General features: G+C 61.5%; 10 protein-coding genes and 1 tRNA gene. 6 read left to right on the top strand and 5 right to left on the bottom strand.

The annotated features are described in order from the left end of the window. Window positions 1-32 precede the first annotated feature (32 nt). Both FZF13_RS06185 and FZF13_RS06195 read right to left on the bottom strand, forming a co-directional pair. Window positions 33-2,753 (bottom strand): ligase-associated DNA damage response DEXH box helicase, encoded by a 2,721-nt coding sequence (locus tag FZF13_RS06185; protein WP_024925944.1) that lies wholly within the window; start codon window positions 2,751-2,753, stop codon window positions 33-35. 1,003 nt (window positions 2,754-3,756) lie between these two features. Continuing rightward, window positions 3,757-4,662: a class I SAM-dependent DNA methyltransferase gene (locus FZF13_RS06195; RefSeq protein WP_024924430.1), complete on the bottom strand. Its 906-nt coding sequence runs from the start codon at window positions 4,660-4,662 to the stop codon at window positions 3,757-3,759. Between the two features lie 203 nt (window positions 4,663-4,865). On the opposite strand from FZF13_RS06195, the gene FZF13_RS06200 reads away from it, so the two are divergent. Continuing rightward, a complete protein-coding gene (locus tag FZF13_RS06200) occupies window positions 4,866-5,876 on the top strand; it encodes a ligase-associated DNA damage response exonuclease (RefSeq protein WP_024924429.1) in 1,011 nt (336 codons plus the stop codon). After that, window positions 5,873-7,468, top strand: a complete 1,596-nt coding sequence (locus tag FZF13_RS06205) for a cisplatin damage response ATP-dependent DNA ligase (protein ID WP_024924428.1) — start codon at window positions 5,873-5,875, stop codon at window positions 7,466-7,468. Before FZF13_RS06200 ends, FZF13_RS06205 begins: the two co-directional genes overlap by 4 nt. A 6-nt stretch (window positions 7,469-7,474) precedes the next feature. On the opposite strand, the gene FZF13_RS06210 is transcribed toward FZF13_RS06205, so the two are convergent. Then, window positions 7,475-8,608 (bottom strand): hypothetical protein, encoded by a 1,134-nt coding sequence (locus FZF13_RS06210; RefSeq protein ID WP_024924427.1) that lies wholly within the window; start codon window positions 8,606-8,608, stop codon window positions 7,475-7,477. Between the two features lie 229 nt (window positions 8,609-8,837). On the opposite strand from FZF13_RS06210, the gene FZF13_RS06215 reads away from it, so the two are divergent. From FZF13_RS06215 to FZF13_RS29575, 3 genes are all read left to right on the top strand, one after another. Then, window positions 8,838-9,785 (top strand): NAD(P)H-dependent flavin oxidoreductase, encoded by a 948-nt coding sequence (locus tag FZF13_RS06215; RefSeq protein ID WP_024924426.1) that lies wholly within the window; start codon window positions 8,838-8,840, stop codon window positions 9,783-9,785. A 241-nt stretch (window positions 9,786-10,026) separates the two neighbouring features. Further along, window positions 10,027-10,102, top strand: a tRNA-Thr gene (locus tag FZF13_RS06220). A 680-nt stretch (window positions 10,103-10,782) separates the two neighbouring features. Further along, window positions 10,783-10,941 (top strand): tautomerase family protein, encoded by a 159-nt coding sequence (locus FZF13_RS29575; protein WP_081766881.1) that lies wholly within the window; start codon window positions 10,783-10,785, stop codon window positions 10,939-10,941. 327 nt (window positions 10,942-11,268) lie between these two features. Here the strand turns inward: FZF13_RS29575 and FZF13_RS06230 are convergent, their stop codons facing one another. Continuing rightward, complete coding sequence (locus tag FZF13_RS06230; RefSeq protein WP_036253670.1) at window positions 11,269-12,309, bottom strand: glycosyltransferase family 2 protein; 1,041 nt, start codon at window positions 12,307-12,309, stop codon at window positions 11,269-11,271. After that, the gene (locus FZF13_RS06235; protein WP_024924424.1) at window positions 12,309-13,592 is read right to left on the bottom strand and encodes a hypothetical protein; all 1,284 of its coding nucleotides are present in this window, start codon (window positions 13,590-13,592) and stop codon (window positions 12,309-12,311) included. The genes FZF13_RS06230 and FZF13_RS06235 overlap by 1 nt, the downstream gene beginning before the upstream one ends. A 484-nt stretch (window positions 13,593-14,076) precedes the next feature. Here FZF13_RS06235 and FZF13_RS06240 point away from each other — a divergent pair, with 484 nt between their 5' ends. Then, window positions 14,077-15,939 (top strand): hypothetical protein, encoded by a 1,863-nt coding sequence (locus FZF13_RS06240; RefSeq protein ID WP_024924422.1) that lies wholly within the window; start codon window positions 14,077-14,079, stop codon window positions 15,937-15,939. Window positions 15,940-15,961 lie beyond the last annotated feature (22 nt).

Raw genomic sequence — 15,961 nt, forward strand, 5'->3', positions numbered from 1 at the left:
GGGTGCTGTCGATGCGCGCACGGCGGAAAAATTCATCGTGGTCCCATCGCTTCCTCGACCAGATCGGCCACCTCCATCAAGAGCGATTCATTGGCGCCGCCATTGACCGGCTCCTTGCCGATCTCCAGCATCACCGGCACGGCCAGAGGCGAGATGCGGTCGAGCGTCTTATGCACGATTCGACCGCGGATGCGCGAGAGCATGTCGGCCAGCCTCGCGACATCGAGCAGGCCGGCGGCGGCGTCCGTTCGGGTCGCCTGCAAAAGGATGTGGTCCGGCTCGTGGCTGCGCAGCACATCATAGATCAGGTCGGCCGACACCGTCACCTGGCGGCCGCTCTTCTCCTGGCCGGGAAACCGCTTCTCGATCAGCCCGGCAATGACGGCGCAGTTGCGGAAGGTGCGCTTCAGCATCCAGCTGTCGTTCAGCCAGGCGTCGAGATCGTCGCCCAGCATGTCCTCGTCGAACAGTTCGGCCAGCGACGGCTGCCTTGCCTTGAACAGCGCGCCCATGTCGTCCAGCGCCCACACGGCCAGCGAATAGTCGGTGGCGACGAAGCCGAGCGGGCGCGCATTGGCGCGTTCCAGCCGGCGCGTCAAAAGCATGCCCAGCGTCTGGTGCGCCAGCCTGCCCTCGAAGGGGTAACACACCATGTAGTGGCGGTTGCCCTTCGGAAAGGTCTCGACCAAAAGATCGCCCTGTTTCGGCAGCACCGAGCGCAGCTTCTGCATGCCCAGCCACTCCGACACCTGCTCGGGCAGTTTTTGCCAGCGCCCGGGGTCGGCCAGCATGGCGCGCACCTGCTCGGCCAGATAGGTCGAAAGCGGGAACTTGCCGCCGGCATAAGACGGCACGATGATGTTGGCGCCGGTGCCGTTGGAGACGATGCACTCACTTTCGCGGATGCCTTCGAAGCGCAATATTTTGCCGGCAAACAGAAAATTGTCGCCCGGCCGCAGCGTCTCGGCGAAATATTCCTCGATCTTGCCAAGCACCGGCCCGCCGCGCCCGGCCATGCCGCGACCCTGGCGCACATAGCGCACGTTGAGCTCCGGCATCTCGACGATGGTGCCGACATTGAGGCGGTATTGCTGAGCGATGCGCGGATGCGTTACCCGCCACAGTCCCTCCTTGGTGCGACGGATGCGGGCGTAACGCTCGTAACTCTTCAGCGCATAACCGCCGGTGGCGACGAAATCGACGACACGGTCGAAGGTCTCGCGCGCGAGCGCGGCGTAGGGCGCGGCCGAGCACACCTCGGCATAGAGCTGGTCGGCATCGAAGGGCGCCGCGCAGGCGGAACCCAAAACATGCTGCGCCAACACGTCCAGCGTGCCGGCCAGCAGCGGCGGCGTGTCCTGCGCACCGAGATAATTGGCGTCGAGGGCTGCCCGGCATTCCAGCACCTCGAAGCGGTTGGCCGGAATGAGGATGGCCTTCGACGGCTCGTCCATGCGGTGGTTGGCGCGGCCGATGCGCTGGGCAAGCCGGCTCGCGCCTTTCGGCGCGCCGACATGCACGACAAGGTCGACATCGCCCCAGTCGATGCCAAGATCCAGGGTGGAGGTGGCGACGATGGCGCGCAAGGCGTTGTCGGCCATTGCCTTCTCGACGCGCCGCCGCTGGCCCACTTCCAGCGAGCCGTGATGCAGCGCGATCGGCAGCGCGTCCTCGTTGGCCCGCCACAGTTCCTGGAACAGGAGTTCGGCCTGGCTGCGCGTGTTGACGAACAGCAGCGTCATCTTGTGGCGGCGGATCGCCTCGTAGACCTCGGGAATGGCGTAGCGCGCCGAATGGCCCGACCATGGCACGCGCTCGCGCGAATCGAGGATCGAGATGTTTGGCTTGGCGCCGCCGGCGACGGTGATGAGGCCGGCCATGGGGGCGGTGGTCGTTGAAGGAGAGTTGGCGCCATACCCCCTCTCCGTCTCGCCTTGCGGGCGAGCCACCTCTCCCCCGCCTCCGGCAGGGGCGAGGAATCGCTGCCGCGACGCCTGCGCTTCTCCAGCCTGGGTTCCTCGCCCCCACGAATGTGGGGGAGAGGTGGTCTGCGGAGCAGACCGGAGAGGGGGAACGCGCTCGACGCTATTCTCCAAAGCAACCTGCGGCACCAGCCAGCGGCGCAATTCGTCCGGCTCGGCCACGGTGGCGGAAAGGCCGATGGCGGTCAGCTCCGGCACGAAGCTGCGCAGTCTCGCCAGCCCCAGCGCCAAAAGATGGCCGCGCTTGGAGGTCACCAGCGAGTGCAGCTCGTCCAGCACGATGTAGCGCAAATCCTCGAAGAAACGGTCGGCGCCGTTCGACGCGATCAGCAGCGCCAGCTGCTCGGGCGTGGTGAGCAGTATATCCGGCGGCGCCAGCTTCTGACGCTGGCGCTTGTGAGCGGGCGTGTCGCCGGTGCGCGTCTCGATCGTGACAGCCAAGCCGATCTCCTCCACCGGCTTGCCGAGGTTGCGCTCGATGTCGACGGCCAATGCCTTCAACGGCGAGATGTAAAGCGTGTGCACGCCGCGAGGGCGCATGCCGGGTTTATGCCTTGGCCGCTCGGCCAGTTCCGTGAGCGAAGGCAGGAAACCGGCCAGCGTCTTGCCGGCGCCGGTCGGCGCGATCAGCAGCATCGAGCGGCCCGACCGCGCATTGGCCAAGAGCTCCAACTGATGCGCGCGCGGCGACCAGCCCTTGGCCCCGAACCACCGAATGAAGGGTTCGGGGAGCAGGCTGTCTTCGGCAACAAGGCGCGGTTCGGCTTTCACGCCCCAGACCTAGCGCGAGCGTGGGCGCCAGCCAAGCAAAATATGGAACAAAAGGGGATCGCTTTCGCACCACGGCCCGAGCGGGCACCTGGCGCATGCCCCATGATCCTGAATCGCCGCCGACGGTCCGGTTTGCGGGTAGCATCCGTTTCCGCGCCCTGGCTGGCATGCGGCGCCGTGTCGTCGGCGATTTCACCGGCGCGGTGCAGGATGTGGATTGGATGCGTGGAGGAAGACGCAAGCTCAAAGAAAGTACGCTGTCCCTTCAATCCCTTGCCGAAAACCGCACGAAAACCACGCCCGGATTTGCCCACACGTTCGGGGCTTGCACGACAATCAGCCCATCGCCCTCACGGGAACCTGGTGCGCACCGGGTATCAGGGAGGGCGCCGGTGCCGGACTGGCAGCGCTAACGGTGGCGCTGTCTGGTGACGAGCCCTAAGTCCGGGCCCTGGAAAAACCCGGCCGCCGAAAATGGCGGCTTCGAGGCCCGAAGTCTGCCGTCGCGAAGGACGGCGAGGTCGGTCCGGGGCAAGAACACTGGCGGGGCGCCCGGAAGGCGCCACGTATTATTTGCTAAGAGGCACCGACCCGGCGCCCCGCTTCCCACCCTCCAATGAGGGAGTGTTCTTTGACAATGGCCAGACGCGAAAGCGGGCGTGGCGATGAAGAAGTGTATCAACGCTACTATGCGTCGACGCGACAACTCCACCGCCGTCATTCCGGCCGAGCGCAGCGAGAGCCGGAACCCATTGGCCGCACCATCGTCGAGCCCGGCCCGGTCCTCGTCCTGGACCGTTCACGCAACCGGACCGGCGTCGCATGCTTCATGTCGTCCGTGCGACCTTCGTTCCCGGCCGCGCTGCTCAATGGGTTCCGGGTCGGCGCTCGGCTTCGCCTCGCTTGCCCGGAATGACGAGTGCTTGGGGTGCCGCTCCGTCACATCCCCCTGACGGCCCGAAACAGGGTGAAGGCGGCGACGGCCCCGCCCGAAAGGCCTCCGCTACCGCGCCGCCACAACGATCAGCCCGGCGACGGGCTCGCGGCGGTCCTGGCGGATGACGCGCTCCTCGAGCGACAGGACCGAAAAACCATTCGCCGCCAGCACGGCGCGGACATAGGCTTCGGCATGCGCGTAGCGACGCGAGGGCTGAAGGGCAAAATCGCCCGCCGCGGAAAGCTTCTCGACCGAAAAGGCAAACAGGCCGTCGGGCGAAAGCAGGCCGGCAACGGTTCTCACAATGCCGTCCAGGGCGCCGACATACATGAAGACATCGGCGGCGGTGACCAGGTCCGGTGCTTCGCCGGCATAAGAAAACTGCTGCAGATCGGCCTTGCCGAGATGATCGTAGACGCCCTTGTCGCGGGCCTTGCGTAGCATGGAGGCGGAAATGTCGTAGCCTTCGAGCCTGTCGACGAAGGGGCGCAGCCGCTCGCCCATCAGGCCGGTGCCGCAGCCGAGGTCGAGCGCGAGGCGGAAGCGGCGCTCGCCCTGCGCGCGGATCGCCTCGGTCAGGAATTCGGGAACACGGTATTCGAGCTTTTCGACCAGCGAGGTGTCGAAGCTCGGCGCATAGTGGTCGAACAGCGCTTCGACAAAGGCGCTTGGCGGGGCGTCTGCCTGCGGGGCGCGGCCGATGAGCGTGAGCTTGAGTGCCGAGCCCGGCCGGTCGATCGGGTCGAGCTTGAGCGCCATTGCCCAGGCCTCGGCGGCGGCGTCGAGATTGCCGGCCGCTTCCTGCATTTCGCCCAGCCGAAACCAGCCGAGCGCCCAGTCGGGCGCCAGCTCCAGCGCACCCAGTATCAATTCGGCGGCGTCGGCATAGTCCTGCGAGGCGAACAGCGCCTCGGCGTAATCGGCGCGGCGGTCGGCAAGCAGGTCGCCCGACGAGGCGGGTAGCGGTTTCATGAGGAGATCTCCGGCGCGTCGCATAGCGGTAGCGGGGCGTTCCGCGCAAGCCCCCCTTTTCCCTTCTCCCCTTGCGGGAGAAGGGAACGGCAGCGGCCACCCCCCTCCTGACACCCTGGCTTCAGCATAGGCACCTGCCAAATCTGGCAGCAGCCTTTGGCCGGCCACCTTTCATCTCGCCGCCGATGACCTATCCTGACACCATGCGCCCAAGCGAATTGCTCTGCTCCCGTCCCGAAGGGCTCTACTGCCCGCCCGGCGATTTCTTCATCGACCCTGTCCGCCAGGTCGACCGCGCGCTGATCACGCATGGCCATTCCGACCATGCCCGCTCCGGCCATCGCGCCGTTTTGGCAACACGCGAGACGCTGGACATCATGGCCCTGCGTTACGGCGAGGATTTCGCCGGCACGACGCAGGCGGCAAGGCTCGGCGAAACGATCACGCTGAACGGCGTTTCCGTCAGCTTCCATCCGGCCGGCCATGTGCTGGGCTCGGCGCAGATCGCGGTTCGGCACAACGGCCTCACCATCGTCGCCTCCGGCGACTACAAGCGCCAGGCTGACCCGACCTGCGCCGGCTTCGAGGTGGTGCCCTGCGACGTCTTCATCACCGAGGCGACCTTCGCGCTGCCGGTGTTCCGCCACCCGCCGGCGGAAGACGAGATCGCCAAGCTGCTGCGCTCTGTGGCGCAGTTTCCGGAGCGTTCGCATCTGGTCGGCGCCTATGCGCTCGGCAAGGCGCAGCGCGTGATGCGGCTGTTGCGCGACGCCGGCTACGATCGGCCCATCTACATCCACGGCGCCATGGCCAAGATCTCCGATTACTACCAGAGCCAGGGCATCGATCTCGGCGTGCTGGAGCCGGCGACCGTGGAGACCGGGACGAAGCCCGACTTCGCCGGCGCCATCGTCATCGGCCCGCCCTCCACCTTCTCCGACCGCTGGGCAAGGCGCTTCCCCGACCCGGTCTCGTCCTTCGCCTCTGGCTGGATGCGCATTCGCCAGCGTGCCAAGCAGGGCGGCGTCGAACTGCCCTTGATCATTTCCGACCATGGCGACTGGGACGAGCTGGCCACCACGATCAGGGAAACCGGTGCGCGGGAAATCTGGGTCACGCATGGCCGCGAAGAGGCGCTGGTGCGCTGGTGCGAGCTGGAAGGTCTTACCGGGAAACCGTTGCATCTCATCGGCTATGAGGACGAGGGGCAATGAACCGCTTCGCCGAACTCCTCGACCGGCTGGTGCTGATGCCGTCGCGCAACGGCAAGCTGAGGCTGCTCACCGACTATTTCCGCAGTGTCGAGGACCCCGATCGCGGTTATGCACTGGCGGCGATCACCGGCGATCTTTCCATCGCAGCGGTGAAGCCCGCCATGCTGCGCGCATTGGTGACCGAGCGCATGGACCCCGTACTGTTTGGCTATTCATACGATTATGTCGGCGATCTCGCCGAAACCGTTTCGCTGGTCTGGCCCACCGATCCCGCCGCGCGGGTGAACCATGTGCCGACGCTGGGCGAGGTGGTGGGCAAGCTGCAGGCCGCCAGCCGCTCCGACGGGCCGAAAGTGCTCACCCGGCTGCTTGACAGCGCCGGCATTTCGGCACGCTTCGCCATCATCAAGCTGGTCACCGGCGGGTTGCGCATCGGCGTCTCGGCGCGGCTGGCCAAACAGGCGGTGGCGGACCTCGGCAGGGTCGACGTGGCCGAGATCGAGGAGCTTTGGCATGGGCTGACGCCGCCCTATGCCGAGCTGTTCGCCTGGCTGGAGGGCAAGGCAGAGAAGCCAGAGCGCGCCGCCAAGGCGTTGTTCCGCCCCGTCATGCTGGCGCATCCGGTCGAAGACAAGGATTTCGAAAAGCTCGATCCGGCCGATTATGCCGCCGAATGGAAATGGGATGGTATTCGCGTGCAGGCCACTGCGGAAGGCGGTGTGCGGCGGCTTTATTCGCGCACCGGAGAGGATGTGGCGCAGGCCTTTCCCGACCTTATGGAAGCGATCAGTTTTGACGCGGTGCTGGACGGCGAGCTATTGGTCGGCTCGCCCAACGCCACCGGCAGCTTCTCCGATTTGCAGCAGCGGCTGAACCGCAAAAGCGTGTCGCCCAAGATCCAGGCGCAATATCCCGCCTTCATGCGCTGCTACGATCTTTTGCAGCTGGGAGAGGAGGATTTGCGCACCCTGCCCTTCCGCGAACGGCGCGCCCGGCTCGAGGCGTTTATCAAAACGCTCGATCCCGCCCGTTTCGACCTGTCGCCCTTCGTCGCGTTCGACAGGTGGGCCGAACTCGAAACCAGCCGCAGCACCCCACCGCACCCGATCATCGAAGGCGTGATGCTGAAACGCTGGGATTCGCCCTATCTCGCCGGGCGCCCGAAAGGGCCCTGGTTCAAGTGGAAGCGTGACCCGCACACGGTGGACGCTGTTTTGATGTATGCCCAGCGCGGACACGGCAAGCGCTCCTCCTTCTACTCCGATTACACGTTCGGCGTCTGGGCCGGCCCCGAAGGCGCGGAGGAACTGGTGCCGGTGGGCAAGGCCTATTTCGGCTTCACCGACGAGGAATTGAAACAGATCGACAAATATGTGCGCGACAACACGATCGAGCGTTTCGGGCCGGTACGCTCGGTGCGCGCCGACCGCACCGCCGGGCTGGTGCTGGAAGTCGCCTTCGAGGGACTGAACCGCTCGACCCGCCACAAATCGGGCGTCGCCATGCGCTTCCCGCGCATTTCGCGGCTGCGCTGGGACAAGCCGACGGCCGAGGCCGACCGCATCGAGACGCTGCAGGCTCTGCTCGATTGAGGCGCCTTACTCGGTCACCGACACCCTGATCTCATAGATATCGACCGACTTGTCCTGCTTGTCGAAGTCGGAATTGATGGCGATGGATCCGGCGGCGCCCGGCCGCTTGGCCGGCATCTGCACGTCGAACAGATATTCGTTGCGCTGATTGCCGACGGCGTAGCGCTTGCGTCCGCAGTCGCCCAGCTCGCCGAAATTGCAGTCGACCGACATCTGCGTTTCCTTGCCGTCCTCGGCGCGGGCGATGATATCGAAGACGGCATGCTTGCCGGCGATCTGCTCCAGTATGCCCTGGCCGACATCGAAACTGATGGCGGACCCGGCGGGGCCGGAGGTGACGCGCAGGAAAGAGCCGGAATCGTCCTTCATCACCGCCGCCTTGGCATCCGAAGGGGTGGCGACCTGCGCCGGATTGGCAGGGGAGAAGACGTTGATCCAGTGGCGGTTCTGGGCGCCGTCGCTGGACAGTTTCGGCGTCTTGGTGCCGGCCTCGGGCGTATAGTCCTCGCCCGACACGGTCGGCGTCGGCGATGGCGGCTGGCCAAGCTCCTCCAGCGTCTTGAAGGCGCCGGTCTGGACCGCCCACCAAAGGCCGATGCCGACGGCGGCGAGCAGCGTGATCCCGAAGAAGATCGCCGTCAGCGGCAGGCGACGCCCGACCCGGCGCGCGTCGCGGTCAGGCCGCACTTCCGGGCCGCCGGCCAGCCTGATGTCCTCGGGCGAAGGTCCACCAGGCAAAGTGCGGTCCGGCATGATGTCGGGAACCGAGGGCAAGACGCGCGAACGCGGCGCGTCGATCCCCGGTTCCGAGCGGTGACCGGCTCCGACGGAGGGTTCGATGCGCGGCTCCGGCGTCGCCGGCGCACCCATTGGCGCTTCCGCGGCCGGCGCATGTTCGCCGATATGAACCTCGGGTGCAACGCCCGGCACGGCCGGCAGGAATTCCGATTCGATCTCGGCGATCTTAGCCTGCATGGCCTTGCGGCGCTTGATCGCCATCTCGACGGTAACGCCCGGATTGGCCAGCAGCGCGCGGTCGAGTGCGGCGAAAGCCGAGCGATAGACCCGCTCGCGGAACGCGCGGTCGTCGGGGTCGCCTTTTTCGAAGGCGTTGCGGATCGCCTTTTCGATCGCGTCCAAATCGCTTTCCTTCCGCCAGGCGGTCACAAGTTGCTGATGGTTAGCCGTCGGAGGCCGATCAATCAACGGGCGGATGCCGCCATTTCGCGCTAACCGGTGCCTACAACAGGCATTTTCGCCACCAACCGTGACTTTCCGGACCCGATTTTCGGCGATTGCCGACACTGCGAGGTTGCGCTATGAAATTGACGTTTACGGAAACATCAATACGAACGGGAGGCCCGCGACCATGGCATTGCCGGAGATTCTCAGCAAAAACCTCAGGATCCCGGTGGTTGGCTCGCCGCTCTTCATCATCTCGCATCCGCCGCTGGTGCTGGCGCAATGCAAGGCCGGCATCGTTGGCTCCTTTCCCTCGCTCAATGCGCGGCCCGAGGCCCAGCTCGACGAATGGCTGGCCGAGATCACCGAGGAACTCGCCCGCCACGACGCCGCCCATCCGCACCAGCCTTCGGCCCCTTTCGCGGTCAACCAGATCGTGCACAAGACCAACGGCCGGCTGGAGCACGATTTGCGGCTCTGCGTGCAATACAAGGTTCCGGTCGTCATCACCTCGCTTGGTGCCGTCGAGGAAGTGAACCAGGCCGTTCATTCCTATGGCGGCATCGTGCTGCACGACATCATCCACGACCGCCATGCCCGCAAGGCGATCGAAAAGGGCGCCGACGGGCTGATCGCGGTGGCGGCCGGCGCCGGCGGCCATGCCGGCACGCTGTCACCCTTCGCGCTGGTGCAGGAAATCCGACAATGGTTCGACGGACCGCTGTTGCTGTCCGGGGCAATCGCCCATGGCGGCGCCGTGCTTGCCGCGGAAGCGATGGGCGCCGACATGGCCTATATCGGTTCGCCCTTCATCGCCACGGCCGAGGCGCGGGCGGTGGATGAGTACAAGCAGATGATCGTCGCATCGAAGGCCGCCGACATCGTCTATTCCAACCTCTTCACCGGCGTGCACGGCAATTACCTGAAAGGCTCGATCCGCGCCCAGGGGCTCGATCCCGACAATCTGCCGGTCTCCGACCCCTCGACGATGGATTTCAGCGCCGCCAAGGCCTGGAAGCAGATCTGGGGCTGCGGCCAGGGCATCGGCGCCGTCGACAAGGTGGTGCCGGCGGCCGAACTGGTCGAGCGGCTGGTGCGCGAATACCGGGCGGCGAAGGACAGGCTCGCTGCCTGACGCCGCTTTCGTCCAGCTTTTGGCGAGAATCGGCAACGACGCATCTTGAATTTGCGCGGGCTTGCGGCTATCACCCAGCCATCTTCGCGGGCGCCAAGCTCGCCGGGCCGCTTTAGCTCAGTCGGTAGAGCACATCATTCGTAATTGGCGGGTCCGCCAGAGAATGAAGTGCAAAGCCAGCGGGTTAGGGTTGAAGAGTAAGAGTTAGTAGGGCCATAGTAGTGTGGCCGATCGTTGGTAAGCCGCTTTAGCTCAGTCGGTAGAGCACATCATTCGTAATGATGGGGTCAGGTGTTCGAGTCACCTAAGCGGCACCAATTTTTTCCGACAAAAATCAACTACTTGATTCGCCAACTCGTTTGGCGAATTCTCCATGGAATGGCCTTGGGTACCCCCAGGGCACCACGCGAGCGATTTGCGGACCAAACGTGGCTGACGATGAGCCCCAAGAAAAACGTACTTTTACCCGTGAAGAAATGTATGACCTTGTGTGGTCGACGCCCATTCAGAAACTAGCTGAGCGGTTCGGGCTATCGGATCGCGGCCTGACGAAAACGTGCATCCGACATCAGGTGCCAGTACCGGAGCGTGGATACTGGGCGAGGCTTGCTGCCGGTCAGAACCCGACGAAACCGCCCTTAAGAAAACTCAAGCTGGCTGGACTTGAACCTGTCCAAATCGGCGCACACAAGCCGTCCTATAAGCATCAGCGGAGTCCTTCCGCCGCGTGAGGGTGGATGCTAGATAGATTGCCATAGCGTCCAGCGCAGTGCTGCCGCCCACTTCGTCATCATCTTCTGACATTGCGCCCTCCCAAGCACGTGCAGCCAACGACATCAACTGGTGGCCGTCAATTCACGGTTTGTGACTTGCTCCAGAACAACTTATCAGCGCCCACCGCTCGCACGGTGGGCCCCATATGATCCCGGCTATACTGCGATTTCCTCCGGCGGCGGAATCGGTTAGTTTTGTCCGAGCGTTGTTGAGGGACTAGCCGTTGCCATATGTAAAGGTCGAGATTGCCAAAGGGATTGTGTCCACCGATCAAAAGAGGGCAGTGATCCGGGGTATGACGGATGTTCTTGTCCGCGAATTGGGTCGCGACCCCGAATACATCTTTGTCGTCATAGATGAAGTCGAGACGGACAATTGGTGACGGAAGGGCCAGTCGCTAACCGAACTCTGGGCAGAGCTCGATAACAAAAAGACTTGAGGCCGCATCGGGCTGCGGTTGCAGAGGTGGATCGTTCTAGCCCGGCTCGCTATTTTGGCACGGCCTCATCCCACTCTCGGTCACGTGGTGTCTCTTCAGCGATACGCGCCCAGGCGGCTTGTCCCAGTTTTGCCCGGTACTCAGCCATCGGCATGTCACACCTGATCAGCGCTGCCTTCCGTCTGCACGATCAACTCAACGCACCCGTGAAGAACGGCTACGCGGCTCACACATTCCATTGCAGCATCGAATCGATCGGCGTGTCGTTCTTCAAATCGGGTCGTCTTCATTGACGGCTGCCTTATCGGTGATCAGCGATAGCCGGTGTAGTTTCCATCGCGATAGGTTTGGATGAAGCACACGTTTCGGCACCGAGGCGATGTCATAGTTCAGGAATGCCAGTAACAATTGTAAGCCCATTAGGACGGTAAGAGCCGCAATCATCACCGTTCCCGCTGTGGCGACGATGTCCCTGATCGCGGAAAGGTACCAATGATAGCTTCCCCAGATCATTCCAAATGAAACGAGTAAAAGGCCGGCGACCAATTCCACCGATGCAGCGGTAAAGTCTCTTGTAAAATATCTGTAGATGATCCGCTTGATGAAATTTCGCACGTGCTTGGCGAAAAACTCAGGGATAATTTTTCCGATTCGAAGGCCACTTACCTCGTCTTCGTAGCGCGCCTGCATGGGGACATCGACGACGACCGCGTTCAAGCTATTCAGCCGGAAAAGAATGTCGGTCTCGAAAAAATATCGGTTGCTGATCTTCTTGAACGGAAGGCGCTCCGCGACTCTGGCATGAATGGCAGTATAGCCATTGGTCGGATCGAAAATATTCCAGTAACCGGTCGACAGTTTGGTCATGAAAGACAGAGCTGCATTGCCGACTACACGGGCTCGAGGCATCGCTTCGAAGGCCTCCGGATCAAAGAATCTGTTGCCTTTCGTATAGTCGGCGTCACCTGCAGCGATCGGCACAACGAATGCCGGAAGAAGCGCCGGGTCCATCTGACCGTCTCCATCGATTTTCACGATGATCTCGGCACCGGCAGCTATCGCCTCTTCGTAGCCTCGCATGACGGCACCACCAACACCCAGATTATGCGTGTTTTCGAGAACGGCAACGCGCGGGTCTGTACAATTCTCGCGGACGAACTTACCGCTCCCGTCAGGGCAACGATCGTCAACGGCGAAAATGGTTGTAACCTCAGGACCTATTGATCTAATGACGTCTAATATATGCGCACCGACTCGATAACACGGTATAACGACTGAGATCGACGGCGTTTGCATCGGTAGGTTAGCCATCAGGCCGCAGCACCGAGCGGCCAAATATGCCGCAGCACATGTGAATTCGGCACACGCGCAGGCATTTCGACGCCTGCCGCGAAATATGTGCCTTCGGGAACATGTTCTCCGGTCCGTTTGGCGTGGACCGCAAACTCCTCGTCGAACCGCATGAGATGGTTGCCAACCGTCAAGGGTGCTTTCATATCCACCTCGTCCCAGAAGGCTAGTTGGTAGAAGAGCTTGGTATCGTCAAACTGGTCGACTTCGACATAGAAAGCATTTTGTCCTTCGATATGGCCCGTGGACAAGATCCGCGCAGCGTTATCACGCTCCTCCTTGGTTGCGAAGAATACATGAGCGTCGTTTGTCATACACTGCTCGACGCTGACCGGTTTAAGATTGAGGCGCTCCAGAAATCGCAGCGGATCTATCTGGCGGTAGATGTAGAAATCCTCGTCAGAAACGTTGCGCTGGGACAGGCCGTTCAGGACCAAGATCTTAACATCAGCACCTTCCTTCGGAAGGACAAATGACAAGACCCGGTCGATCGTCTTGAATACGAATTCTCCAGTCGCATCGAGATGGCCGCCGCTTTCCCAGTCATGATGCTGAAAATGTGCAATCGAGTTTAGAAAGATGATGTTTGCATCTGGATTATGGGCCTTGCGGAATTTCGCAAACACCCGCGCGGACATCAGTTCGTAGGCGCCGAATAGCACCGCGGTGTTCACCCCTGTACGCAACACATTGCGAGCCAGATACCAGCCGTCTGAAATCAGTTTCGACAACGGGATGTTACGGAGGAGGTAAGCGCTTGTTTTCAGCGCGGAACCAAGAAGGCGACTCTTGGAAGGCGCCAGGTAATTCTTCGCGAAATATCCGGGCAGTTGAAGAAAACCCGAAACGTTCTCGGGGAACGGCCGTTCGGAGAACGTCCATGGGTCGGCTACAAAAAACAGATTGTTCTTTGCGTTACTACGCGATGCGTTCATCACGCCCCACACACCGGTGGTCCAACCCTCTCTGCCAATCCGCTCCCAAATCTGCGTATGTTTAAGCTTGGTGACGTCGCCCAGCCGGATGACCTCGTGCTCTTGTGAAGGCGTTTCCGTGTGGACTGAAACCCACTGCACCCACGGATCCAAGCCATGGTGCTCATGCTCTTGATCCGCCATAGTAGATCCTGTTCGGAACGACAGAACACGCTTCAGACTCTTCAGGTCAAGCTCGTCGGCGGCTTTCCGAAGCAGGTCGGTATTGAATTCGTTGATCTCGATTACCAGAACTTTTTCGCCAGCCATGCTGTCCGCCTCTCTTAGCTACGTCCGAACGCCGAAATACATATGCCAGCGATTATAGCCATCGAGGCGAGCGCGTCGTACCATGACAGCCGCTCCGAGAAAAAGATCAAACCGCCGATCGGAACGATAACGAAAGTCATCGACAGAAACGGGTAAGCGGCCGACAGAGGTGTTTGCCTCATAATGTAAAGCCAGCCTATCGATGAAGCGCCGTAAAGTGCAAATGCGCTTGATACCCACGCGATCACCCGAAAATCGAAAGGTGTTCCAGCCGCAACCCAGGCCTGACTGCCTGCCTTTATCATGATCTGCCCCGACGCCACCCCGAACGCGGCGATAATACATGATATCATTGTGACAATCGACATTCGGAGCGCCCTTCAAATACTAAATCGCCACGCCGTGTACCTTGGATTTCCGCCCGTGTCGATTGCGTGTCGCGGGCTCCTCAGCTAAGAACCGCCGGGATTGAGCGGGGCGTACATTGCAGATTTTTTTTCTCGGACTTTCTCTGATCGGCCTATGGATCGGCGCGTCGGTCTATCTTCGACTTCCAGTCTGGTTCGTTCCGTTTTTCGTAACCTGTTCGATCATCGTGGTATTATACGCTGCGGCGCTCTTCGGATTTCCCTACCCCGTCGCGATCTCTATCTACCTACTCGGCTTCGTGTGCCTGATGCACGTGCTGCAGAAGATAATCTGGGACAAACTCGATCCCGGCACTGCGGTCTACTTCGCGGCAGTTCTGTTAGTCTTGATCTGTTTCTACGTTCGGCTGGCGAATGATTTCCAGTTCCTAGGTTGGGACGAGTTTTCCCATTGGGCCCTCGCCGTCAAGAATCTGCTTGCCGATCAGGCACTCTGGGGAGCGACGTCGAACATCCAGTTCAAAGCCTATGCGCCAGGCACTGCGGTGCTGCAGTATTATTTCGCTTTTTTCGGCGGCAGAGGCGAAGCGGCACAACTCATCGGGATCGATGTGCTGATAGCCTCAGCGATCACGGCCACGATCGGACCGGCGATACGCCAACCAATCGTCGCCCTTCTCTTGGCCGGACTATGCGTCTTTCTCTGCTACTTGCTCGGATATTCGCTCTACGACATATATGTCGACCACACGCTAGGCTTCGTGTTCGCCGCAACACTGTCGGCCAGCTTTTCGCTGCCGAGAAACTGGATCGGTGTGCTCGCGCTGGTGCCGCCGATTGTCACCCTTCTGCTGATCAAGCATGTCGGGCTTTTGCTTGGGCTTGTTGTGGTTGCCGCCGTCACATGCAGCCAGTTGTGGAGGGATCGATCCGCACTGCGCGAGCTGAAGATGAAGGCAGTTCTTGCGGCGATAGCTCCAGGTGTACTTCTCCTCGCCAGCATTCTGGCCGCCAGTTGGACCTGGAAGAACTATGTCGCGGGGATAGGGGAAACCACCCAAACGATCACGCTACGATCGCTTCTTGGCTTCCTCTTCGCCCCTGACGAGAGATCGCTTGTAATACAGGCCGAGTTCACGAACCGGTTCTTTAACGGTTCTGCCGCGACCGTCTGGCTCCCTGTTGTTTGGCCAGATGAAATCGGGATTTCACTTGCGAAGGTTTTCTTTGTACTTGTCGCAGCCACACTGGCACTCGCCGCGCTAGTAAGGCAATCGAGGGTGGTTATATCCCTCGGGGTACTAACCGCTGGATCAATCGGCTATTTACTCGTCCTGCTCGCCGCCTACCGTTACTATTTCGGGGAATACGAGGGCCGGATACTGACCTCTTTCGAGCGATACTTTGGCACCTATCTCTTAGCGTGGGGCGTGGTGTTGCTGGGTATTCTATGCCGCCAAATCGCGATTGCGCCTCAGGGGGTGCGCATAGCGGCAAGCGCAGCCCTTGCGATGATCTTCCTAGCTTCGCCTGTCGGCCTACGAAACACGGTGTTTCTCGGTCCTGAGCAGCGAACCGCGTCTGCGGCCAAGGATGCGAAAATGCGTGGTGAACTCGAAACCATCGCCAACGTTTTGCTTCCGCAGACTTCGAGGAAAAGCGTTATCTACTACGTTGACCAGGACACAACGGGCTATTCCTATTATCTTTTCAGATACCTAGTCGCTCCATTGGCAACCAATAAATGGTGCTGGTCGCTCGGAAAGCCGTATCGTGAAAGCGATCTTTGGACCTGCGACAAAGAAATGGCCAAGGAATGGCGCGACTACAGCTTTGTCGTCACTTACAACGCTGACGCTCAGTTCTGGCAGAGGTACGGTGCAATCTTCGATCCCAAGGACAGAGGCGCGCGCGTCGGCATCTACCGGATCACGTGGCTTGGAGATGCGTCGGTGCAGCTTGAGAGGATTGGGCCGTAATCGCCGACGGCGCGCTCGCAAG

It is taken from the genome of Mesorhizobium terrae (genome assembly GCF_008727715.1).
Classification (GTDB): domain Bacteria; phylum Pseudomonadota; class Alphaproteobacteria; order Rhizobiales; family Rhizobiaceae; genus Mesorhizobium; species Mesorhizobium terrae.

What these genes read in the sequence shown, in the direction of transcription:
- FZF13_RS06200 (WP_024924429.1), top strand. Translation starts at nt 4,866, where the DNA reads ATGCGCCCAAGCGAATTGCTCTGCTCCCGTCCCGAAGGGCTCTACTGC.
- FZF13_RS06215 (WP_024924426.1), top strand. Translation starts at nt 8,838, where the DNA reads ATGGCATTGCCGGAGATTCTCAGCAAAAACCTCAGGATCCCGGTGGTT.
- FZF13_RS06235 (WP_024924424.1), bottom strand. Translation starts at nt 13,592, where the DNA reads ATGGCTGGCGAAAAAGTTCTGGTAATCGAGATCAACGAATTCAATACC.
- FZF13_RS06195 (WP_024924430.1), bottom strand. Translation starts at nt 4,662, where the DNA reads ATGAAACCGCTACCCGCCTCGTCGGGCGACCTGCTTGCCGACCGCCGC.
- FZF13_RS06230 (WP_036253670.1), bottom strand. Translation starts at nt 12,309, where the DNA reads ATGGCTAACCTACCGATGCAAACGCCGTCGATCTCAGTCGTTATACCG.
- FZF13_RS06205 (WP_024924428.1), top strand. Translation starts at nt 5,873, where the DNA reads ATGAACCGCTTCGCCGAACTCCTCGACCGGCTGGTGCTGATGCCGTCG.